Source organism: Mesorhizobium sanjuanii (assembly GCF_002529485.1).
GTDB lineage: Bacteria > Pseudomonadota > Alphaproteobacteria > Rhizobiales > Rhizobiaceae > Mesorhizobium > Mesorhizobium sanjuanii.
The window spans coordinates 1-22,333 of sequence record NZ_NWQG01000185.1; the positions used below are offsets into that span (position 1 = coordinate 1).

General features: G+C 63.1%; 20 protein-coding genes and 1 pseudogene. 7 read left to right on the forward strand and 14 right to left on the reverse strand.

Going from position 1 to position 22,333, the window contains the following annotated elements; all coding sequences use genetic code 11:
- From CN311_RS24575 to hmgA, 5 genes and pseudogenes are all read right to left on the reverse strand, one after another.
- A partial coding sequence (locus CN311_RS24575; protein WP_280954052.1) for a DinB family protein occupies positions 1 to 157 on the reverse strand: 157 nt, incomplete at its 3' end.
- A gap of 4 nt (positions 158 to 161) precedes the next feature.
- On the reverse strand, positions 162 to 455 hold the full coding sequence (locus CN311_RS24580; RefSeq protein WP_097576268.1) for a hypothetical protein: 294 nt from the start codon (positions 453 to 455) through the stop codon (positions 162 to 164).
- Positions 456 to 458: 3 nt separating this feature from the next.
- Positions 459 to 1,472, reverse strand: a complete 1,014-nt coding sequence (locus CN311_RS24585) for a fumarylacetoacetate hydrolase family protein (protein ID WP_097576269.1) — start codon at positions 1,470 to 1,472, stop codon at positions 459 to 461.
- A pseudogene (locus tag CN311_RS24590) lies at positions 1,469 to 2,370 on the reverse strand (MBL fold metallo-hydrolase). The gene CN311_RS24585 and the pseudogene CN311_RS24590 overlap by 4 nt, the downstream one beginning before the upstream one ends.
- Entirely contained in the window at positions 2,367 to 3,680 is a 1,314-nt protein-coding gene (hmgA, locus tag CN311_RS24595) for a homogentisate 1,2-dioxygenase (protein ID WP_097576270.1), read from the reverse strand. Before hmgA ends, CN311_RS24590 begins: the two are co-directional and overlap by 4 nt.
- 132 nt (positions 3,681 to 3,812) lie before the next feature.
- Between hmgA and CN311_RS24600 the strand changes: the two genes are divergently transcribed.
- Entirely contained in the window at positions 3,813 to 4,250 is a 438-nt protein-coding gene (locus CN311_RS24600; protein ID WP_097576271.1) for a MarR family winged helix-turn-helix transcriptional regulator, read from the forward strand.
- A gap of 376 nt (positions 4,251 to 4,626) precedes the next feature.
- Here CN311_RS24600 and tdh read toward each other — a convergent pair whose 3' ends face one another.
- Both tdh and CN311_RS24610 read right to left on the reverse strand, forming a co-directional pair.
- Complete coding sequence (gene tdh / locus CN311_RS24605; RefSeq protein ID WP_097576272.1) at positions 4,627 to 5,661, reverse strand: L-threonine 3-dehydrogenase; 1,035 nt, start codon at positions 5,659 to 5,661, stop codon at positions 4,627 to 4,629.
- A 45-nt stretch (positions 5,662 to 5,706) separates the two neighbouring features.
- On the reverse strand, positions 5,707 to 6,894 hold the full coding sequence (locus CN311_RS24610) for a glycine C-acetyltransferase (protein WP_097576283.1): 1,188 nt from the start codon (positions 6,892 to 6,894) through the stop codon (positions 5,707 to 5,709).
- A gap of 293 nt (positions 6,895 to 7,187) precedes the next feature.
- Here CN311_RS24610 and CN311_RS24615 point away from each other — a divergent pair, with 293 nt between their 5' ends.
- Together CN311_RS24615 and CN311_RS24620 are read left to right on the forward strand one after the other, a co-directional pair.
- Positions 7,188 to 9,260, forward strand: a complete 2,073-nt coding sequence (locus CN311_RS24615) for a putative bifunctional diguanylate cyclase/phosphodiesterase (protein WP_097576284.1) — start codon at positions 7,188 to 7,190, stop codon at positions 9,258 to 9,260.
- A gap of 64 nt (positions 9,261 to 9,324) precedes the next feature.
- A complete protein-coding gene (locus tag CN311_RS24620) occupies positions 9,325 to 10,068 on the forward strand; it encodes a polysaccharide deacetylase family protein (RefSeq protein ID WP_165779831.1) in 744 nt (247 codons plus the stop codon).
- 5 nt (positions 10,069 to 10,073) lie between these two features.
- Here CN311_RS24620 and CN311_RS24625 read toward each other — a convergent pair whose 3' ends face one another.
- Entirely contained in the window at positions 10,074 to 10,592 is a 519-nt protein-coding gene (locus CN311_RS24625) for a MarR family winged helix-turn-helix transcriptional regulator (RefSeq protein WP_097576273.1), read from the reverse strand.
- Positions 10,593 to 10,702: 110 nt separating this feature from the next.
- Here CN311_RS24625 and CN311_RS24630 point away from each other — a divergent pair, with 110 nt between their 5' ends.
- Positions 10,703 to 11,110 carry a hypothetical protein gene (locus CN311_RS24630; protein ID WP_097576274.1) on the forward strand — a complete coding sequence of 136 codons (408 nt, stop codon included), beginning with the start codon at positions 10,703 to 10,705 and terminating at the stop codon, positions 11,108 to 11,110.
- A gap of 131 nt (positions 11,111 to 11,241) precedes the next feature.
- Here the strand turns inward: CN311_RS24630 and CN311_RS24635 are convergent, their stop codons facing one another.
- Positions 11,242 to 13,287 carry an oxidoreductase gene (locus CN311_RS24635; RefSeq protein ID WP_097576275.1) on the reverse strand — a complete coding sequence of 682 codons (2,046 nt, stop codon included), beginning with the start codon at positions 13,285 to 13,287 and terminating at the stop codon, positions 11,242 to 11,244.
- Between the two features lie 58 nt (positions 13,288 to 13,345).
- Between CN311_RS24635 and queF the strand changes: the two genes are divergently transcribed.
- A complete protein-coding gene (gene queF / locus CN311_RS24640; RefSeq protein ID WP_097576276.1) occupies positions 13,346 to 13,807 on the forward strand; it encodes a preQ(1) synthase in 462 nt (153 codons plus the stop codon).
- Between the two features lie 28 nt (positions 13,808 to 13,835).
- On the opposite strand, the gene CN311_RS24645 is transcribed toward queF, so the two are convergent.
- From CN311_RS24645 to CN311_RS24665, 5 genes are all read right to left on the reverse strand, one after another.
- Positions 13,836 to 15,023, reverse strand: a complete 1,188-nt coding sequence (locus CN311_RS24645) for a mandelate racemase/muconate lactonizing enzyme family protein (RefSeq protein ID WP_097576277.1) — start codon at positions 15,021 to 15,023, stop codon at positions 13,836 to 13,838.
- Positions 15,024 to 15,031: 8 nt separating this feature from the next.
- Positions 15,032 to 15,613, reverse strand: a complete 582-nt coding sequence (locus CN311_RS24650) for a hypothetical protein (protein WP_097576278.1) — start codon at positions 15,611 to 15,613, stop codon at positions 15,032 to 15,034.
- A gap of 4 nt (positions 15,614 to 15,617) precedes the next feature.
- Positions 15,618 to 16,097, reverse strand: a complete 480-nt coding sequence (locus tag CN311_RS24655; RefSeq protein WP_097576279.1) for a DUF3828 domain-containing protein — start codon at positions 16,095 to 16,097, stop codon at positions 15,618 to 15,620.
- Positions 16,098 to 16,218: 121 nt separating this feature from the next.
- Positions 16,219 to 17,868 (reverse strand): ABC transporter substrate-binding protein, encoded by a 1,650-nt coding sequence (locus CN311_RS24660; protein WP_097576280.1) that lies wholly within the window; start codon positions 17,866 to 17,868, stop codon positions 16,219 to 16,221.
- 41 nt (positions 17,869 to 17,909) lie between these two features.
- Positions 17,910 to 19,460, reverse strand: coding sequence for a trimethylamine methyltransferase family protein (locus CN311_RS24665; protein WP_097576281.1), 1,551 nt, complete (start codon positions 19,458 to 19,460; stop codon positions 17,910 to 17,912).
- A 91-nt stretch (positions 19,461 to 19,551) separates the two neighbouring features.
- On the opposite strand from CN311_RS24665, the gene CN311_RS24670 reads away from it, so the two are divergent.
- Together CN311_RS24670 and mutL are read left to right on the forward strand one after the other, a co-directional pair.
- Complete coding sequence (locus tag CN311_RS24670) at positions 19,552 to 20,460, forward strand: LysR substrate-binding domain-containing protein (RefSeq protein WP_097576282.1); 909 nt, start codon at positions 19,552 to 19,554, stop codon at positions 20,458 to 20,460.
- Between the two features lie 59 nt (positions 20,461 to 20,519).
- Positions 20,520 to 22,333 (forward strand): DNA mismatch repair endonuclease MutL (mutL, locus tag CN311_RS24675; protein WP_097576286.1); only part of this gene is annotated, 1,814 nt, incomplete at its 3' end.

The following is a 22,333-nucleotide window of genomic DNA, read 5'->3' on the forward strand; positions in this document are numbered from 1 at the left end:
CCAGTATGTGGTTGAGCGTCGCCTTGATCGAGGGGAAGAAGCTGATTCGCTGGGCTTCGAACTCGCCGGGCTGGAGCTGCAACACGGCGCGGTAGAGCCGGTCGTTCGACCAGAGATTGTTGCCGGCCATGCGGCGGAGATGGTCGATAAGTTCCATGCCTTCACGCTGTCGACCGGGCCCAACGTATGGCCACCCACATGAGCACGAAACCAGCCAGAACAATCAGCAGCAGCCGGTTCATGCGCCGCCGCATGGCTTGCGTTTCCTCGTCCCGCGCAACATTCGTGTTGGTGACAGTATGGAACATCATTGCATTGCGCGGAAAGCCGCTGCGATTGGTCAGATCCGGCGAACGCGCTTCGATGCGATAGCTCAGCCGGATCGCCATTATGAAGACCGCCAGAATGGCGAGCGCCCAGACACCAGCCAGTAGATAGAACGCCTCCCCCGTCACTCCCTACCCCTCGTATTTCTCGACCTTCTGCTCGATGGCGCCGAAGATCGAATGCCCGGTCCTGTCCTTCATCTCGATGCGCACGGTATCGCCAAAGCGCAGGAACGGCGTTTTTGGTTCACCGGCCTCGATGGTCTCGATCATACGCAGTTCGGCAATGCAGGAATAGCCGGCGCCGCCGGCCGAGACAGGCTTGCCTGGCCCGCCGTCAAGCTTGTTGGAGACGGTGCCCGAGCCGATGATCGTGCCGGCGGCCAGCGGCCGGGTTTTGGCGGCATGCGCAATAAGCGCCGGGAAATCGAAGGTCATGTCGATGCCGGCATCGGCGCGGCCGAACGGCTTGCCGTTGAGATCGGCGAGCAGCGGCAGGCTGACCTTGCCGCCATCCCAGGCGTCGCCCAACTCGTCCGGCGTCACCGCGACGGGCGAAAACGCCGAGGACGGTTTCGACTGGAAGAAACCGAACCCCTTGGCGAGCTCCGGCCCGGTGAGCGCGCGCAGTGTGACGTCGTTGACCAGCATGATGAGGCGGATCGCATCCTTCGCCTCATCAGGGCTGGCGCCCATCGGCACATCGTCGACGATGACGGCGACCTCCGCCTCCATGTCGATGCCAAATTCCTCGTCGACTATCCGGATCGGATCGCGCGGCGGAACGAATGCGTCCGAGCCGCCCTGGTAGATCAGCGGATCGGTCCAGAAGCTTGCCGGCATCTCGGCGCCGCGCGCTTTCCGCACCAACTCGACATGGTTCACATAGGCCGAGCCGTCCGCCCACTGATAGGCGCGCGGCAGCGGCGAATGGGCGTCATGCTCGTGAAAGCGTGCGGACGGCACCGCATTGTTCTCCAGCGATTCCGCTATTGTCGAGAGATGCGGCGAAATCCGGCCCCAATCGTCGAGTGCGGCCTGCAGCGTGCGCACCAGGAACGAGGCATCGGTAAAGCGCGTCAGGTCGCGCGAGACGACGACAAGTTTCCCGTCGCGCGTCCCGTCCTTCAATGTGGCAAGCTTCATGCGGTTTCCTCTCCTCGAACAGCTTTCTCACTGCTTAAACCCACAACAAGGCCGTCGCGGGCAATCGTCAAGTCGCCAGCCCAAGTTTTCCTGACGGCGGCGATCCAGTCGGCCTCGCCGATCTCTGGATCGTCGGCCGGAATGAGGTGATTGAGCACCAGTCTTTTGACACCCGCATCGCCGGCGATGCGGCCGGCCTGCTCGGCGAAACTGTGGCTGGCAAGCAGGTGTTCTCTGAGCCGTGCGCCATTGCCGGTCTTCGCCACCAGCCGCTCGATGCCTTGCTCCAGCATGGCTTCGTGGACGAGGATTTCGGCACCCTTGGCGAAATCGGCCAGCGGCGGGAAGAATGCCGTGTCGGATGAGAACACAACGCTTTCCCCGCCATGGTCGAAGCGCAGTGCAAAGCAGTCGGTCACCGGCGGATGGTCGACGCGCAACGCCGTGACTTTCAGGCCACCCTCGTCAAGGACCGCGCCCTCGCCGAATTCGGCCACCGACACCAGTTCACGAATGTCCGGTCGGCCTTCATCGACGATGCGGATATCGATATCGAACGCCATCGCCTGGCAGAAATGTTGCCAATGTCGGCGGTGGCAGATGGCCCGTACACACTCACCGGGTTCGACAAGCCCGCCGTCCAGGCAGTGTGGATCAGCGGTCCGAGCTCGAGCACATGGTCGGAATGCAGATGCGTGACGAAGATCAGGTCGAGCGTCTTCAGGCTGATGCCGGCATCGACCAGACCGCGCGTCACGCCGAGCCCGCAATCGACAACTATGGCGCGGCCACCGATATCCAGCAGGGACGAGCTCGGCCACGGCCCATCTGGCCGCAGCGCCGGGCCGCCCTTGGAGCCCAGAAGCACCAGCCGATCACGCGCCCGGTTGGCGCTCAAGACCAGTCGCCCTCGGGCGTGCCGTCAAAGCGCTTCTTCAGATCGGCCCAGCAGTCGATGTAATTGTCCTGCCGGGTTTCGAGCTCGGCGGCGTAGCGGGTCAGCATCTGCGGGAATCGGGTCTCGAACATGAAGGCCATTGTGTTGTCGAGCTTGACCGGTTTCAGCTGCGCGCGCGAGGCCTTTTCGAAGCCAGGAGCGTCGGGCCCGTGGGCCAGCATCAGATTGTGCAAGCTGATGCCACCAGGGACAAAACCCTCTTCCTTGGCGTCGTACTGGCCGTGGATCAGGCCCATGAACTCGCTCATGATGTTGCGGTGGTACCAGGGTGGGCGGAACGTATCTTCCGCCACCAGCCAGCGCGGCGGGAAGATGACGAAATCGATATTGGCGGTGCCCTCCTCGCCGCTCGGCGCCGTCAGCACGGTGAAGATCGACGGGTCTGGGTGGTCGAACAGGAGCGCGCCGACCGGAGAAAACGTTGCAAGATCATATTTATAGGGCGCGTAGTTGCCGTGCCATGCCACCACGTCGAGCGGCGAATGGCCAATCTCGGTGACATGGAAATTGCCGCACCATTTGACCACCAGCCGGCACGGCGTCTCCTTGTCCTCGAACCAGGCGCAGGGCGTCTTGAAATCGCGCGGATTGGCCAGGCAATTGGCGCCGATCGGGCCGCGATCGGGCATCGTCAGCTTGGCGCCATAGTTCTCGCAGACATAGCCGCGCACCTCCTTGTCGACCAGCTCGACCTTGAAGACGAGGCCGCGCGGCAGCACTGCGATCTCGCCCGGTCGCAATTCGATGACGCCCATTTCGGTGACGAAGCGCAAGGCGCCCACCTGCGGCACAATCAGCAATTCGCCATCGGCGTTGAAGAAATGATCGTCGACCATCGAGCGGTTGGCGACATAGACATGCGCCGCCATGCCGGTCTGCCCGAGCACGTCGCCGGCAGTGGTGATCGAGCACATGCCGGCGATGAAATCGGTCGGTTCGCTCGGCATCGGCACCGGGTTCCAGCGATACTGGCCGAGCGCCAGTTCGTGGTCACCGACATTGGGGGCGGTCTTCCACAAGGGATAGCCTGCCGCCTTGAAGCGGCCGGTGTGTTTGACGCTCGGCCGGATGCGGTAGAGCCAGGAGCGTTCGTTGGTGCCGCGCGGCGCGGTGAAGGGCGAGCCGGAAAGCTGCTCAGCATAGAGGCCGTAGGCTGGCCGCTGCGGCGAATTCCGTCCCTGCGGCAGCGAGCCGGGCAATGTTTCGGTTTCGAAGTCGTTGCCGAAGCCCGGCATATAGGAAAAGGTCATCCGATCCTCCCTGAGCCCGGTCTTTCAGCCCGCTGGAGCGCGCCTTACCGGCATTGTTGACCAAACTGGTTTCATTTGTAACCATCGAGAATGTAACTATCAACGGCGAACCCTGTGTCCACGGTACGCATCATGGAAATCCTCGAACTCGAAAGCTTCCTGCCCTACCGGCTTTACCGGCTAGCCGATGCGGTCAGCCGCGAATTCTCCAAAGTCTACAGCGACCGCCTGGGGCTGAGCCGGCCGGAATGGCGCACGCTTTCGGGGCTCGGGCAGCACGGCACGATGACCGCGACGGAGCTTGGCAAACAGTCGGCGATGCACAAGACCAAGGTTTCGCGCGCCGTCGCGGAACTGGAGCGGCGACGCTGGCTGACGCGCACGCCGGACGAGAACGATCGCCGTGTTGAGCACTTGATGCTGACGAAGGCCGGGCTGGCCGCCTATCGCGAAATGGTGCCGTTGGCGAAGGCGTTCGAGGGGGACTTGCTGACAAAGCTAAGTACTGATGAGCGCGCGGCGATGGTCAGCGGAGTGGCCGCGCTGGAGGGGGCGTTGAGCAAGGGCTAGTTCCCTGTATCTTCTGAGAACAGCAGCATGGATTGGCTGCTGTGGCCGATGTGCAAACGACCGCTCGAATGATTAAATCGCAAGTGGCTTAAGAATGGTGCAGCCAGTCCATCCGGCAATGAGCCGGTGCTGACCATCGTATCTATTTCTGCGATGGTCCTAGAAGCAGAACCTTCTCGATTTCCGTAGTTCGGCGACTACGCTCGGAAAACAGCGACCGCCAGCAAATCCGGCCGACGTCGGGCGACTTCCATGAATATCAACCTCATGTCGTCGTATGATCGGCCGTCCAACTGTTCCAAAGCAGCCACCAGAGGCTCAAGTAATCGGTGCCGCTTCAAGGTAGCGTCCTTGCTAGTCATTTGCGCGGGGGTAATTACCAATCCATCACCACCTTGCCGGAATTGCCACTCTTCATCGCCTCGAATCCCGAAATGTAGTCGTCGATGCCGATGCGGTGGGTGATCAGGCCGGAAACGTCGAGCGGGCCTTGCACCAGGGCGATCATCTTGTACCAGGTCTCGAACATCTCGCGACCGTAGATGCCCTTCAGATGCAGCATCTTGAAGATGACCTTGTTCCAGTCGATCTCGAAGCCGGTCGGGGCGATGCCGAGGATGGCGATCTTGCCGCCATTGTTCATGGTGTCGATCATGTCGCGGAAGGCGGGTGCCGCACCCGACATTTCCAGGCCGACGTCAAAACCCTCGGTCATGCCGAGCGCCGGCATGATTTCGCGCAGCTTTTCCTTCGACGCATCGACGACATGCTGGACGCCGAGTTTTTTCGCCAGCGCCAGCCGCACCGGGTTGATGTCGGTGATGACGACTTCTCGCGCGCCGACGCATTGCGCCACCAGCGCGCCCATGATGCCAATCGGGCCGGCGCCGGTGACCAGAACGTCCTCGCCGACCAGATCGAAGGACAATGCCGTGTGGACGGCATTGCCCAAGGGATCGAAGATCGCGGCGATCTCGTCCGGCACGTCGTCGGGGATCGGCACGACATTGTGCTGCGGGATCGCCAGGTATTCGCCGAAGGCGCCGGGGCGATTGACGCCGACACCGAGCGTGTTGCGGCAAAGATGCCCCCTGCCCGCGCGGCAGTTGCGGCAATGGCCGCAAACGATGTGACCCTCGCCCGAAACACGCTGGCCGACCTTGTATTCAGTCACCGCCGCGCCGAAATCGGCGACCGTGCCGACGAATTCATGGCCGGTCACCATCGGCACAGGCACGGTCTTTTGCGCCCACTGGTCCCAATTGTAGATGTGGACGTCAGTGCCGCAGATCGCGGTCTTCCTGATCTTGATCAGAACGTCGTTGGGGCCGATCTCCGGCACCGGCACCTCTTCCATCCAGATGCCCGGCTCGGCCTTGGCCTTGACCAGCGCCTTCATCATGTTCGACATTCTTTTGTCCCTTGAATCTCTTGATCCGGAATCGCTTTTGGCGGCTCAGGAGATGACACCCAGTTCCCTGCCAACGGCACCGAAAGCCTCCACCGCGCGGTCGATGTCGGCGCGGGAATGGGCGGCCGACATCTGGGTGCGTATCCGTGCCTGGCCCTTCGGCACCACCGGAAACGAGAAGCCGATGACATAGATGCCGCGCTTCAGCATGCGCGCCGCCATCTCCTGCGCCAGGCTCGCATCACCCAGCATCACCGGGATGATCGGGTGGTCGGCGCCGGCCAGCGTGAAGCCGAGCTTGCCCATCTGCGACCGGAACCGCGCCGCATTGTCGTAGAGCTGCTTGCGCAAACCGTCGCCATTCCTGATCAGTTCAAACACCCGGATCGAGGCGCCTGCAATGGCCGGCATCAGCGTGTTGGAGAAGAGATAGGGGCGCGAGCGCTGGCGCAGCCAGTCGACCACCTGTTTCTTGCCCGATGTATAGCCGCCGGAGGCGCCGCCGAGCGCCTTGCCGAGCGTGCCGGTGATGATGTCCACTCTCCCCTCGACGCCGCAATGCTCGGCCGAGCCGCGGCCGGTGGCGCCGACGAAGCCGACCGCATGACTGTCGTCGACCATGACCATCGCGTCATACTTCTCGGCGAGGTCGCAGACGCCCTTCAGATTGGCGATGATACCGTCCATGGAAAAGACGCCGTCGGTGGCGATCAGCCGGAAACGGCAGTCCTTGGCCTCCTTCAATCTCGCCTCCAGATCGGCCATGTCATTGTTGGCGTAGCGGAAGCGTTTTGCTTTCGAAAGCCGCACGCCATCGATGATCGAGGCATGGTTCAGCGCATCGGAGATGACCGCGTCCTCCTCGCCGAGCAGCGTCTCGAACAGGCCGCCATTGGCGTCGAAGCAGGAGCCGTAGAGGATGGTGTCCTCCAAGCCGAGGAAGGCCGAGATCGTCGCCTCGAGCTGCTTGTGTTCTTCCTGCGTGCCGCAGATGAAGCGCACCGACGCCATGCCGTAGCCATAGCGGTCGAGGGCCTGCTTGGCCGCCGCGCGCAATTCGGCGCTGTCGGCGAGGCCGAGATAGTTGTTGGCGCAGAAATTCAGCACCTTGTCGCCGCCAACCTCAATCTCGGCCGACTGCATCGAGGTGATCACCCGTTCGGATTTATAGAGCCCCGCCGCTTTCAGCCCTTCAAGCTCGCTGTCGATGTGGGAGAGGAATGCCGCGCTCATGATCAGGCCCTGTTGAGATTTGATAGGGACTGTCGCCCCGCGCGGGCGAAAAATCCATCGCAAAAGCGACGCCTTGGCGGCGCCGCGGCCGGTGACCAGAATGCAGTCTCGGAATGCCGTCAATGACGGATGTTCAAATGCAGGTATGTCGAGAAAGAACGCGATAACCATTTCGCGAGCTTTCCGACGCCGCCGCGGTCGCTAGGTCCTTGATTTCCAAACCTGTTAATACTTTCAAGCCAATGGTTATCGCACCCAGGAATCTGTCCGGCGAGAAGGGCCGCCCCAAGAAAATGTCGCAGCAGCCGGTGCAAGCCATTTCGAGCAGGCTCATATTGCTGATCAAGGCCGGCTATTGGCTGGCGCTGTTGATCATCGCCGCCATGGTGATGGCCTCCTTCATCCTTCTCCAGCAGCTGATGGCTGCCCAGCGCCACAACGATGCGCTGCTCGACATCGTCAGCACGCAAAAGGCGCTGTCGCAACGCATCGTCTTCCTTGCCGGCGCGGCAGGTGCTGCTTCGCGCGACCAACAACCGGCTCTGATCACCGCATTCAAACAAGCGACAGCGGAGTTTGAGAAGAACTACGATCTTCTGCTCGATCGCGTCGCCGCCGATCCAACATCGCCGGCGCGGTTCGATCCAAAATCGGTCCAGAACGTGCTTTTCGCCAAGCCGTTCCACCTCGACTATTTCTCGGTTGGGCTTATCGCCAACGGCGAACGCCTGGTCTCGGGGTTCGAATCGCAGCTCGGCATGGCCATTGACGGCGGCTACAAGGGCGGCAGCGAACGCGTCAAACTCGACGCTTCAGTCGCCAATGCGACCCTGTCGGGCTACGCCGCACTTGGCCAGCGCATCAGCGCCGACGCCGACGCGCGGTCGGACACGCTTCTTAATCTTCATCGCACGCTGTTCTACGCCACAATCGGCGTCATCGTTCTGGTGGCGCTTTTCATCTTCAGGCCAATGTCGAATGCCATTCTGCGCAAGACGCATGAACTCATGGACGCACGCAATTCCATGGCCTTCATCGCGGTGCATGACGGGCTTACCGGCCTCTACAACCGCACCTTCCTGACCGACCATTTCGACACGCTGATCAAGAGCGCGCAACGCCGGCGGGAACGGCTTGCGGTGGTTCAGCTCGACCTTGACCGGTTCAAGCAGATCAACGACACGCTTGGCCACGCCGCCGGCGACTACGTGCTCGTGGTGACGGCGCAGCGCATGCGCGATGCCTGCCGGGCGTCGGATCTCTGCGTGCGCCTGGGTGGCGATGAGTTCGTGATGATCCTCAATGGCGCCGGCGGCACCGAGGACATCAACATGACCGCCAAGCGTATCCTGGCGCAGATCAACGAGCCGATCATATTCCAGGGCGCGACCATCCTGCCGGGCGCCAGCGCCGGTATCGCGGTCTATCCTATTGATGCCGACAATGCGCAGGATCTGCTCGTCCATGCCGATCTCGCGCTCTACTCCGCCAAGAAGCAGGGCGGCGGCAGTTTCTCGTTCTTCTCCGAGGAGTTGCGCCGCGAGCTCGACCACCGCAAGCAGCTCGAGCATGACATCAGGATCGCCATCTCGGAGAAGGAGTTCCAGGTCTATTTCCAGCCGCAGGTTTCGTTGTCGAACGGCACGATCAGCGGCATCGAGGCGCTGGTGCGCTGGACACATGCCGAGCGCGGCACGATCGCTCCGGGAGAGTTTATTCCCGTCGCCGAGAAATGCGGCCTCATGCCCGAGATCGGCCGCATCGTCATCGCCAAGGCGATCCACGAGGCGGCCGACTGGAACCGCGACGGCATTGCCTTCGGCCGGCTCGCCGTCAACGTGTCCGGCTCCGAGTTGCGCGAGCCCGATTTTGACGCCTTCCTCTTCAACACGCTGCAAAAGGCCGGCCTGCCGCCAGAAAAACTGTCGTTGGAAATCGTCGAATCCGTCATTCTCGACGACGAGAAGACCGGCATAGCAGCAAAGCTGCGGCACATTCGTGCAGCAGGCGTCCACCTCGAGCTCGACGATTTCGGCACCGGCTATGCCTCGCTCAGCCATGTCAACCCGAACGAGATCGACCGACTGAAGATCGACCGCCGGTTTGTCCAGAAAATCAACGAGAACGGCGACAACACCAAGATCGTACGCGCCATCACCGAACTCGCACGCGGCCTTGGCATCTCGATTGTCGCCGAGGGCGCCGAAACAGAGGCCGAGCTCAACTCGTTGATGGCGCTCGGCTGTGACCAGGTGCAGGGCTATTCCATCGCCTTCCCGATGCCGCAGGAAAAGGCGCGCGAATGGCTGGTGGCGCGGACGCCCAGGAAGGCCAGGTTGACGGTGTTGCGGGGAAGCCTGGCGTAGGCGCCAAACTTGACAATCCCGTCCGGAGATGGCGGCCTGTCGCGATCGGACATGGATATTCCGCATGCTGACGCCGCTTCGCCTTGCCGTGCTGGTCGTATTGTTTCTTGCTTTTCCCGCGATTGCCGCGGAGCGCACGGTCTATCTCACCTTCGACGACGGCCCGCTGACCGGCACCAGCAACATCCTCGACGTGCTCGAGGCCGAGCAGGTGCCTGCGACCATGTTCATGGTCGGCATGCATGCGCAGGCGAGCCCGGCCAACAAGGCGCTGGTGCAGCGCGCCAGAACCATGCCGCTGGTGACGATCGGCAACCATAGCTACAGCCACGCCTACAACCACTATCAGCATTTCTATTCGGACACCGAAGGCGTCGTCGCCGACATGCTGCGGGCAAACGCGGTGCTGGGGTTGAAACCGGCGGTGCATGCGCGGCTGCCGGGGCGCGACGTGTTCCGGCTGCCCTCAATGTCGAAGGATGACAACTCGCTCGGACTGGCCGAGGAGGGCCGCGAGGATCCCGATTACGAGTTCGTCGCCGCTTCCGGCTTCTATCTCTACGGCTGGGATCACGAATGGGTTCACGAAAACAGCGGCAAGCCGGTGCAGACCGTCGACCATCTGGTCAGCGAGATCGATCACCTGTTCGGCTACGGCCACTTCGTCAAGCCCGGCAAGCTGATCCTGCTGATGCATGACGAGATGTTCCAGGACGTCTTCAATGGCAAGGCGAACCTGACGGCGCTGATCACCGCGCTGAAGCTGCGTCGCTACACTTTCGGCGCGATCACCGGCTATGACGGCTGAGCCGTTTATGATTTGACGTTGCGAGCCGGTTTGCGGGAACGTGCTGGGATATCGTTCTTGTCCCCGGGAAAGGCCGGCAGCAATCGACCGAAGCTGGGCATTTCCACATTGGCGCGCAGCGCCGCAAGCACTTCCGCGAATTCGGCCAGCCGCTCGTCAGGCAATCCGGCCCGCAGCCGCTTGTCGAAGGCAAGCGCCGCGTTGCGCAATTTGAGGAACATCGCTTCGCCGGCTTCGGTCAGCGCTACCTGGTGAACCCGGCGGTTGTCCGGATCGCGGCGCCGCGCCAGCAGGCCTTGCGCCTCCATCGCGTTGAGATGATGGGTCAGTGTCGCGCCCTGGATGCCGATCATGCCGGCGAGCTCGCGCTGGTTGGCGAGTTCGCGTGACTTGATCGACAGCAGGGTAAGCCAGATCGGCAGCGTGCCGCCGGCCTCGACCAAAGCGGCGTCGAAAGCCTGCGCGACCAGCTTGGCGGTGCGCGCGAGATTCATGCCGACTGGCGGACGGTCGAAGGGTGTCATGATTCGACACTAGACCAACAATCGGATCGACGGAACTTGACTCGATACATTGACATCGAATCGTTCGATATCTAACTTTAGAGGCGGTGGGCACAAGAGGAAAAGCGATCATGCAATATGTCTATATCGTCGTCCTCGGCCTTCACGTCTTGGCCGGCGTGTTCTGGGCCGGCACCACCATCGCGGTTGGCCGCGACCCGGATATACGGGCGGAACGGTTCTTCCGGTCGCAAATGGGCGCGGCCGGCCTGGTTTTCCTCACCGGCATACTGCTGTGGTATTTCTTCCATGAGGGCGTTTTCGGCTCGATGGAGAAGGTGCTGGCGCTCGGCATCGTGACGGCCCTGATTGCCGCCGGTATTCAGGGGGCGTTGGTCGGTTCCGCCAGCAGACAATTGGCAGGCGCCGATGCCGCGACGCAAACCCAGTTGCGCGCCAAGATGACCAGAGGCGAACGCCTCGCCGGCGGGCTGCTGGTCATCACCGTGCTCTGCATGGCGACTGCCAGGATGTTTTGAGCGGCACCGCCGCAATCGCAAGATCGTACGGTGTCCGGCCGCAGGTCGGCGGCGTGCGCGGCGCGCACCGGATTTACGCGGAAGATGGCTCTCCCTGCGGAGGTTCGGCTGCGCGCCACCAATCGGTCAATTCAGATCCGCAAGCCGAACCTGATGCCGTCATAGATAGCGGCGTGGATGTTGCGCGAGGCGACCGCGTCGCCGATGCGCAATAGCACGAAGCCGCCTTCCCGATTGCGCTCCGGAAAAATGTCCCCACCGCTGACCAGCCGCTCGTAGTCGACCGCGCCGCCATTCTTCGACAACGACTTTAGCGCCAGGTACAGGTCATCAAGCGGCGCGGTGCCGTGCTCGACCACCACCTGGTCGACCCGGCGTTCGCCGCGCCAGCCGTCGGCGAAATCGGAAGCCAGTTCGGCGATCAGTTGGTTGCCTTCGCGCCGTACCGACCGCAGCCGCGTGTTGATGGTGACGGTGACGCCCTTTTCCTGGAAGGCGCGCATATAGGGCACATGGTTCATGCCACCCATTTCAGGCGCAAAAAAGCGCTCGGGTGAAACCAGCTCCAGCTTCGAACCCGCGATCGCGATGATCTCGGCCGCGCCCATGCCCTGATGGCCGCCATTGTCATCATAGAGCAGGACGTTCTCGGCCGGCTTGGCGCTGCCGGCCATGATGTCCCAGCTCGAGGTGACGAGATTGTCGCCGGCCGCCAGCGGCGGGTTCTGTGGCAGGCCGCCGGTAGCGACCACCACCACGTCGGGCGACAGCGCCAGCACGTCATCCTTCTCGGCCCAGGTGTCGTAGCGGATGTCGACGCCGAGCCGATCGAGTTCGGCCAGCCGCCAGTCGATGATGCCGATCAGTTCCTTGCGGCGCGGATTCTGCGTTGCCAGCCGCACCTGTCCGCCAGCCTGGCCCGACGCCTCCAGCACCGTCACCTCGTGCCCGCGCTCGGCGGCGACGCGCGCCGCCTCCAGCCCGCCAGCGCCGGCGCCGACGATTACCACCTTGCGCTTTGGGCCTTCGGTCTTGACGATGATGTGCGGGATCTCGGCCTCGCGGCCGGTCGCCGCATTGTGGACGCAAAGCGCCTCGCCGCCCTCATAGATGCGGTCGAGGCAATAGGTGGCGCCGACGCAAGGGCGGATCTCGTGCTCGCGGCCTTCCATCACCTTACGGATAATATGCGGGTCGGCGATATGGGCGCGGGTCATGCCGACCATGTCGAGCTTGCCGGTCGCAATGGCGTGACGCGCGGTGGCGACATCGGAAATCCGCGCCGCATGGAAGGTCGGGAATTTCGTCGCCGCCCTTACCTCGCCGGCAAAATCGAGATGCGGCGAAGAGCGCATGCCAGTCACCGGGATGACCTTGGTCAGCGCCGCGTCGCTCTCGATCGAGCCACGAATGATGTTGAGGAAATCGACTTTGCCGGAGCCGGCGAGCCGCCTGGCTATCTCGACGCCCTCCTCCTTTGACAGGCCTTTTTCGAAATCCTCGTCCGCGACCATGCGGATGCCGACGACGAACTTTTCGCCGACCGCCGCGCGCACGGCGTCCAGCACCATGTTGGTGAAGCGCAGGCGGTTGTCGAGCGAACCGCCATACTCGTCGTCGCGCTGATTGGTGGCCGGCGACCAGAAGCCATCCATAAGATGGCCGTAGGACTCGAACTCGATGCCGTCGAGACCGGCCGCCTGGCAGCGCTGGGCGGCCGCGGCATAGTCGGCGACGATGCGCTCGATGTCCCAGTCCTCGATGGTCTTGGGAAAAGCGCGATGCGCCGGCTCGCGCACCGGCGAGGCAGACAGCACCGGCAGCCAGTCGGCCTTGTTCCAGCCGGTGCGGCGGCCGAGATGGGTGATCTGGATCATCACCTTGCAGTCATGCTCGTGACAGGCGTCAGCCAGTTCGCCAAGCCACGGCACGATGCGGTCGTCATAGACATGCAGATTGCCGAAGGCGGCCGGGCTGTCGCGCGAGACGATGGCCGAACCGGCGGTCATGGTCAGCGCCATACCGCCCTTGGCCTTCTCTGCATGATAGAGCCGGTAGCGCTCTTTCGGCATGCCGTCCTCGGAGTAGGCCGGCTCATGGCTGGTCGACATCACCCGGTTCTTCAGCGTCAGGTGCTTGAGCTGGTAGGGCCGGAGAAGCGGATCGTTGCTGGTCATCGTCTTCCTGCGGTTTCAATTTGTGCTAATGAGCGCGGCAAATCCAAGGAATCCCGCGATGATCGATACCAAAAGCCTCACCCAGCTCGGCGCGCATGTCGAGACGCCACTGAGTCCGGAAGCGGCGGTCCTGGAGACCGTGCCGTTTTCGCGCGGCGACGGCCCTCCGGCCATCGTGCGCTTCACCTGCCCGGAATTCACCTCGCTCTGTCCGGTCACCGGACAGCCGGATTTCGCCCACATCGTCATCGACTACGCTCCTGACGCGCTTCTGGTGGAATCGAAGTCGCTGAAACTGTTCATGACCTCGTTTCGCAGTCATGGCGCCTTCCATGAGGACTGCACCGTCATGATCGGCCGCCGCATTGTGGCGGTAACGAAACCATTGTGGTTGCGCATCGGCGGCTACTGGTATCCACGCGGCGGCATCCCGATCGACGTGTTCTGGCAGACCGGCGCGCCGCCGGAAGGCGCCTGGCTGCCCGACACCGGCGTGGCGCCCTACCGCGGCCGGGGTTGAGCCGAATCGATAGCGCAAGCCCATGGCGTCAGTTCAGCGGCAACCGGCGGTAGCGGCCGGGATTGTTCGGATCGCTGAAATGATGCATCGGCCCGTGCTCGGCGAAATGCGCTGACCAGCGTTTCATCGCCGCCGGGTCGAGCTCGACCCCTAGCCCGTCACCTTCCGGCACGCGCACCGTGTTGGCTTTCTGTCGGAACGGACCGTCCTTGACGACGTCGCCGATCTGCCAGGCAAACAGCGATTGCGACGCCTCGGTGATCCATGGCGTTGCCGCCACGACATGCAGATAGGCTGCCGTCATGATGCCGAGATCGTTCGAATAGCACCAGAAACCCTTGCCCATCGCTTCGCAGGCGGCGATGAACTTCAGCGTCTTCGACAGGCCGCCAAGAGCGGCGAAATTGCAGACGAAATAGTCCGGTGCGCCAAGCGCCACCGCGCGTCTGAGATCCGGCACATGCGTTGAAAACGGTATGCGCGAGTGCTGGCGAAGTGCCGCCATCTCCTCGAAGGTGGCGACGGGATCCTCGTAGTTGCGGATGTTGAACGGCTCGATCTCGCGCAGCACCCAGCGCGCTGATGTCAGCGACCACTGCATGTTGGAATCGAGCTTGATTTGCGCCTTGTCGCCGAGAGCCTCGCGCAGCATGCGCACGGTCCTGATCTCGAGCTCGGGATCGCCCATGATCAGCTTGCCCTCGAAGATCGTCGAGCCATGCTCCTCGCGCATCTTGAGGCAGTAATCGACAATCGCTTCGGGCGTCATCTCGCCGCCTGCCCCGCCCTGCGCGGCGGCGCGAAAGGAAAAATATTCAGAAAAAGGAATGTCCTTGCGCACGGCGCCGCCAAGCACCTTGTAGAGCGGCATGCCGAAGACCTTGCCCCGGATGTCCCACAGCGCCAGCTCGACGGCGCCGAAGGCCACGGAAGCGGCGTTCTCGCCGGTGTTGGCGGTGATCTGCCAGGGCGGCACGCAGCGCGCCTCGCAATCGGCGATGTCGAGCGGATCGGCGCCGATCAGCGCCGGCGCGATCTCGGCCTTGATCACCTCGCCGAAATGCCACCACGGCGCCTCGCCCAGGCCGACCACGCCTTCGTCGGTCTCGACCTCGATGATCGACTTCGAGGCGCCGCCATAGAGACCGGCCGTCCACCAGAACGGTGCGTCGAGCGGGACGTTGACGTGGGTGACGCGGATATTGGTGATCTTCATCGCTTTCCCTATTCGCATTGGTATTGACTGAGCGCCCATTGCCCGGTCACCGACAAAAGGTCCGATATCTTCCAGTCGCCGCCGACCTTCCTGAGCTTCCATTCGAGACGATGCGCGTTGCCCTCGACGAAGAAGGCGACGACCACCTTGGCCTCGTCGCCATTGATCGCCTCGATGGTCCTCAGGCTCCTGTCGATCGCGAGCTTGTCGTAATCGGCGTTGTCGAGCGCCATGTTGGGATCAAGGCATTCGCCTTGCCCGGATTTTTGCAGCGCATCGCTCTTGTCGAGCACGGTCCTGGCCGGATCGATGAAATTCTTGCGCTCGGCCGGGTCGAGCTCCAGCCCGAGATGCTCGTAGAACGGTTTTACCACGGCCGTCGGCGAGCCGGGCAGCACGGGCGTCGCTGGTTCCGGTGTCGGCGCCGTTGTCGCCGGTGGGGGCGACGTGTCGGCCGGCGCATTGCCGGCGTCGCCGGACGGCGCCTTCGGTGGCGGAGCGCCGAACAGATCTTGCGCCAAGGCACCGCCGTTCAGCCCGGCAGCCAGCATCGAGACCAACGAGAATGCCAGGACAAGGCGACCAAGCACTGCATCACTCCGCCGTCGGACCGGGCATGCATTCCAGCGCGCTGAGCGTCCAGCCGCTGGATTTGGAAGCGATGTCGGCGACCTTCCATTTGCCATCGACCTTCTTCAGCGACCAGACCATTTCACGTTTAGAATCATCGCCTTCCGGGAAGAGGTCGAAGGTCACCGTCACGTTGGCGCTGTCGCCATCCACCGCTTCCGACAGCTTGAGCGTCTTGGCGACCGTCTTCTCGTCATAGTCCTGCGCGTCGAGACCTGGATCGAAGTCGATGCAGGCGACCTCGTCCGGATTGTTCTCGATGGCCTGGTCGTTGAGATCGAAAAGCTTGGTCACCGGCTCGGTGAAGCGATCGCGGTATTGCTCGTCGGCCTCGAACTTGACCTCGGGCACGTAGAAGAACTTCACCGCATTGGATGCCGGCCCGGCCAGGGCGGCCGCGGGTGCTGCGATCGAGAGGGCGGCGGCAAGCACAGTCAGTCTCATCCGATAATCTCCAGGCTTTCGTGGTGGGGACCGTTCCATACCACGAATCCTGTATGCCGGCTTTTTTGCGGCCCATGAAATCCTCGTCCATTGGCAAAGGGTTCGTGAGCTGGCAGTTCACTCAGGCGTCCAGCCAGACATTCTGGAGATCCATCTCGAAGGTCTGGTGGACGGCGTAGTTCTTCACCTTCTTGTTCATGTGGCTGTAGAGTTTCTGCCAGAAGGGCTGAATGATGACGCCTGAATCCTGCAGGATCTGCTCGACGTCCTTCATGACCTCGCGCCGCTTCTCAACGTCGATGAGCGAGAGCGCCTGCTTGAGCTTGGCGTCGAAATCGGGATTCGAATACGCCGTTTCATTCCAGGCTTCGCCCGTGCGATAACCGAGCGCCAGCACCTGGACACCGAGCGGGCGCATGTACCAGATCGTCATGGAATAAGGATATTTCGTCCAGTCGTTCCAGAAGGTCGAACCCGGCAGCACGGTGCGCTTCACCTTGATGCCGGCATCGCGCAGTTGGCCGGCGATCGCGTCGCCGGTGTTCTTTTGCCAATCGTCCTCGACGGTGATCAGTTCATGCTCGAAATCGGCCTGGCCGGCCTCGGCCATCAGCTTCTTGGCGCCAGCCGCATCGCGTGTCTTCTTGGGCAGCGCATAGTATTCCGGATGGATCGGGCTGACATGGTGATTTTCACCGACAGTCCCTCGCCCGGCATAGCCAAGTTCGAGCACGGCATTGTTGTCGACGGCCATTTGCAAGGCATTGCGCACCCGCTGGTCGTCATAAGGCTTGTGCGTGACGTTGGTGCGGGCAACGAGCGTCGTCGCTGTCGCGACCTCGGATTTTTCCAGCCCCATCTTGTCCAATATGTCGATGAAATCGGCGGGGCTCTCGAAGTTGAGGTCGATCTCGCCGGAGTCGAAGGCGTTCACCGTGGCGTTGAAGTCGGTGCCGTAGTCGATGAATTCAACGCTGTCGAGCGGCGCTTCGCCGCCCCACCATTTGCCGTTCTCGCGACGCTTGACGACCGCTTTCTGGCCGACATCGTAAGAAACCAGTTCGAAGGGTCCGGTGCCGATCGGCTTTTTGATCGGATCCGCACCGTCGGCATCGAAATTGCGGTGGACGACCAACGCCGGATAGTCGGTGAAGTTCGGGATCAGCGAGATGTCGGGTTCGTTCAGCTTCAGCTTGACCGTGTTGTCGTCGACCTTGGTGATCGCGCCGTCCCTGGCCTTGCCGGATTTTGCGTCGATCAGCGCACCGACGCGCGCGGCCATGGAATTGCCGGCGGCAGCTTTCTCGCACCAACGCGTCAGATTATGGACCACGTCATCGGCGTTGAACGCATCGCCATTGTTCCAGGTGATGCCCTTGCGCACATGCAGCACATATTCGGTGGCGTCGTCGTTGACGTCCCAGCTTTCGAGCAGAACCGGCTCGAAGGTGAATTGGCGGGTGTAACGGACAAGCGGCTCCAGCCAGCAGCGTGAAATGTTCGCCAGTTCCACCCAGTCGTAGGTGCGCGGATCCTTCTGCGCCTTCACCGACATCGATATGTGCAGTGTTCCGCCCTTCTTCGCCTCCTCGGCCAGAGCCTGTTTCGGCACGGCGAGCCCGATCATGCCGTAGGCAAGGCCCGTCGAGGCGCCAAAGGCGCTTGCCAGAGCCAGAAACTCACGCCGGTCCATACGACCCGCGCGTACGTCTTGCGCCATCGCCTCGATGGCGCCCGGCACGCGATCGCCATTGCTTCTGAAGAATGTCATTTTTTCCTCCGTTGTGGTTCCCGTCGGATCTACGCCCGTTATCAACTAACGCTGTCCGGCAGTTTCTCCTCGCGCAGCGCGATCAAATCTTTGAGACCGTCGGCGATGCCCTCATCGAGCTTCGGCTCCTCGTAGTCAGCGAGCATGTTGCGCGCTTTTTCGCGGCCGCGCGTATCGTGGTCCTTTGCCCCCTCGGCCTTCCACTGTTCGAACGAATTGAAGTCCATGATGCTTGGGATGAAGAAGGCGGACTGGAAATGGTCGAGCGTGTGCTGGGTGCCGAGGAAATGGCCCTGCGGCCCGACCTCGCGGATCGCCGCCATGGCCTCCTTGAAATCGTCGAACGGGAGGCCGCCGGCATATTTGTACCAGCCGACAAGCTGTTCGCAGTCGGTGGCGAATTTCGAATAGCCGCAGGTCAGGCCGGCCTCGAGCCAACCGGCGGAGTGCCAGATGTAGTTGGCGCCGGAAAGGATGGCCGCATGCATCAGCATGTTCGATTCGTAGCCAGCCTGTGCGTCGTTGAGCTTCGAGCCGACATGGAAACCGGACGTGCGCCACGGCAGCCGATACTTCCGCGCCAGTGCCCCCATCAGATACATCATCTGGGCGGCTTCCGGCGTGCCGCCCATCGGAGCGCCGGTCTTCATGTCGACAGTCACCATGAACTGTCCGTAGATCTGCGGCGAACCCGGACGCAGGAGCTGCGTGAAGGCGACGCCCGCCAGCGCTTCCGCATTGACCTGCGCGACCGCGCCGACAGCGGAGGCTGAGGTCGAGGCGCCGCACAGGGCGAAGGGCGCCAGAATCAGCGGCTGGTTGTGGCGCGCATAGACCTTCATCGCGTCCAGCATGGTGGCGTCCCAGACCAGCGGCGAGTTGCAGTTGGTGATCGACACCAGCACCGGGTTGTCGCGGACAAAATCCTCGCCGAAGACGATGCCTGCCATCGCCATCGTGTCTTCGGCTCGTTCCCTGGAGGTCACGATGCCCATGAACGGCTTGTCGGAGTGCTTCAGCGCCGAATGGATGATGTGGAGGTGACGCTTCGGCACCGCAATTTCCATCGGCTCGCAGATGATCGAGCTCGACGAGTGCAGCGCCGGGGCCATGTAGGCGAGCTTGTGGAAATTGTTGAGGTCGGCGAGCGTGCCGTAGCGCCTGTTGTTGTCGAGATCGCGCACGTAGGGCGCGCCATACATCGGCACGAAGATGGAGTTGTTTCCACCGACGCGCACCGAACGCTGCGGATTCCTTGCGTTGAGCGTGAATTCCGGCGGAACCTTCGAAACGAGTTCCATCAGAAGAGCGCGGTCGATGCGGACACGTGTCTCGGAGACATCGGCCCCCGCCGCCTTCCACATCGCGATGGCCTCGTCGTCACGGAACTCGCATCCCACTTCCTCGAGGATGGCGAGCGATTCCTGATGGATCAGCTCCACCGCCTCGTCAGGAACCATCTGATAGGTGGGAATCTGGCGGACCAGGGTCGGAAACGACGCTATCGGTGCGCCCCGCAGCGCCTTGCGCCCGAGGCGGCCGCCGCCGCGGCGGTTGGTGTGTTCGGTCACTTCAACGGCCGGTGCGCTCATGGCAACTCCATCCTCCCCAAGCAGCCAACTTAGCGAGACGAAATATGACTGTGACGCTGGAAAATCCTGATCTCTTGTATAAGCTCTGCTTATGCGAAGCCTGCGACATCTCTTGCCCTCGGCCGGCAGCCTGATCGTCTTCGAGGCGGCAGGGCGGCTGTCGAGCTTTACCGCCGCCGGGCGCGAGCTCGGCATGACGCAGGCCGCCGTCTCCTATGCCGTGCGCGGGCTGGAGGAACGGCTCGGCGCCAAGCTGTTCCAGCGCCGCCACCGGCAGGTGAGCCTGACCGAGGCCGGCGAGCGCTTCCATGCCGATGTCTCGCTCGGGCTGTCGCACATCCGCAAGTCGGCCGAAGACCTTCGACTGCAGGTGACCGGCGGCCATGTGACGGTTGCCGCCTCGACGGCTTTCGGCTCGTTCTGGATGATGCCGCGCCTGCAGCAGTTCCGCGACGAACTGCCGGGCATCGACCTGCGCATCCAGACCGCAGACCGCGACCTCGACATCATCGCCGAGGGCATCCCGCTCGCTGTGCGCGGAGGCGAGCCCCGGGAATGGCCGGACTATCATTGCGTGCCGCTCGCCGACGAGGAGATCTTCCCGGTCGCGGGCGCCAGCTATGTGGCGAAGTTCGGCCTGCCGCAGACCGTCGAGGAATTGGCGTCACACCGCCTCATCCATCTCGAGGAGCCGTTTCGCGAGGCCGCGAGCTGGGAAGAATGGTTCCGTTCCGCCGGGGCCAGTCTGAAGCAGGCTGACGCCGGGCGCGGCCTGCGCATCAACGACTACGCGCTGGTGATCCAGGCGGTCATGGAGGGGCAAGGCATCGCGCTTGGCTGGCGGCACCTTGCCGAGCGGCTGCTGGCATCGGGCCTGCTGGTGAGCGCCACCAGCCATGTGATGAGAACCGGCACGCGTTTCCACATCATCTGGCCAAAGAACCGCGAACTCAGCGACAATGCCCGCAAGGTAAGGGATTGGCTTGCCGCGCAGGCGTGAACCATTGCCTCAAATTCTACCCCTCCCGCATGAGCCACGAATCCGCGTATAGTGCCTTCATGCCCATCCGCCAGCTTTCCGAAACGATGATCAACCAGATCGCCGCCGGCGAAGTCATCGAGCGTCCGGCAAGCGTGGTCAAGGAGCTGGTCGAGAACGCGCTCGACGCCGGCGCTTCCCGCGTCGAGATCGTCACCGCCGGCGGCGGGCTGAACCTGATCCGCGTCACCGACGACGGCTCGGGCATTCCCGAGCAAGAACTGGCGCTGGCGATCGCGCGCCATTGCACGTCGAAACTTGCCGACAACATTCACGACATCCGCTCGCTCGGCTTTCGCGGCGAGGCCTTGCCGTCGATCGGTTCGGTGGCGCGGCTGTCGATCCGCTCGCGCACGGCGGCGGGCGACGGCGCCGCCGAGATCGGCATCGAGGGCGGCCGCGTATCCGCTGTCAAGCCGGCGGCGGCCAATCGCGGCACCACGGTTGAGGTCCGCGACCTGTTCTTCGCCACGCCGGCGCGGCTCAAATTCATGAAGGGCGAGCGCGCCGAGAGTTCGGCGACCAGCGATGTGGTCAAGCGCATCGCCATCGCCTTCCCCGCCGTGCGCTTCACGCTGGCCGGCTCGGACCGCTCGACGCTCGAACTGCCGGCGACCGACGACACGTCCGAGGGCCGGCTTGCCCGCGTCGCGCAAGTGATGGGTGCCGACTTTCCCGACAATGCTGTTCCCATCGACGCGGTGCGTGACGGCGTGCATCTTGCCGGCCACGTCTCGATTCCCTCCTTCAGCCGTGCCAACGCGCTGCAGCAATATGCCTATGTCAACGGCCGGCCTGTGCGCGACAAGCTGATCGCCGGCGCCATTCGCGGCGCCTTTGCCGATGTGCTGCCGCGCGATCGCCATGCGGTGACCGTGCTGTTCCTGACCCTCGATCCGGCCATCGTCGACGTCAATGTCCATCCGGCCAAGGCCGACGTCCGCTTCCGCGATCCGGGACTGGTGCGCGGGCTGATCGTCGGCGCCATCCGCGAGGCGCTGGCCAATGCCGGCATTCGCGCCGCCACCACGGGGGCTGCCGGCATGATGGCGGCGTTCCGTCCGGGCGCGGCCAGCTACGCGCATCCTGGCCCCGCCAATGGTCATCGCAGCTACGAGGCGGCCTCCCGCGCCTCCGGCTTCACCGGTTTCGACCGCTCGCCGCAGCGGCCGCTCGACATGGGGTTTGACGGCGCCGGAAATGGCGGGTTTCGGGAGAACGATCAGGCGGCATTCGATGCCGGGCTACACAGCGCCGACGCCCGCGCCGGCCAGGACGAAGCCACGCAGACGCTGCTCGGCACGGCGCTCGGTGCTGCCCGCGCGCAAGTGCATGAGAACTACATTGTCGCGCAGACCAGGGATTCGCTGGTCATCGTCGACCAGCACGCAGCACATGAGCGGCTGGTCTACGAGGCGCTGAAAAACGCGCTGCATTCGCGCGCCGTGCCGTCACAGATGCTGCTTTTGCCGGAGATCGTCGACCTGCCGGAAGAGGATGCCGAGCGGCTGGCTATGCATTCCGAAACGCTTTCCCGCTTCGGCCTCGGCATCGAGCGCTTCGGCCCCGGTGCCGTCGCCGTGCGCGAGACGCCGTCGATGCTCGGCGAAACCAATGTCCAGCAATTGGTGCGCGACCTCGCCGACGAGATCGCCGACAATGACACGGTCGAGACGCTGAAGGGGCGGCTGGACAGGATCGCGGCGACCATGGCCTGCCACGGCTCGGTGCGTTCCGGCCGACTGCTCAAACCCGACGAGATGAATGCGCTGCTGCGTCAGATGGAGGCGACGCCGGGTTCCGGCACCTGCAACCATGGCCGCCCGACCTATAT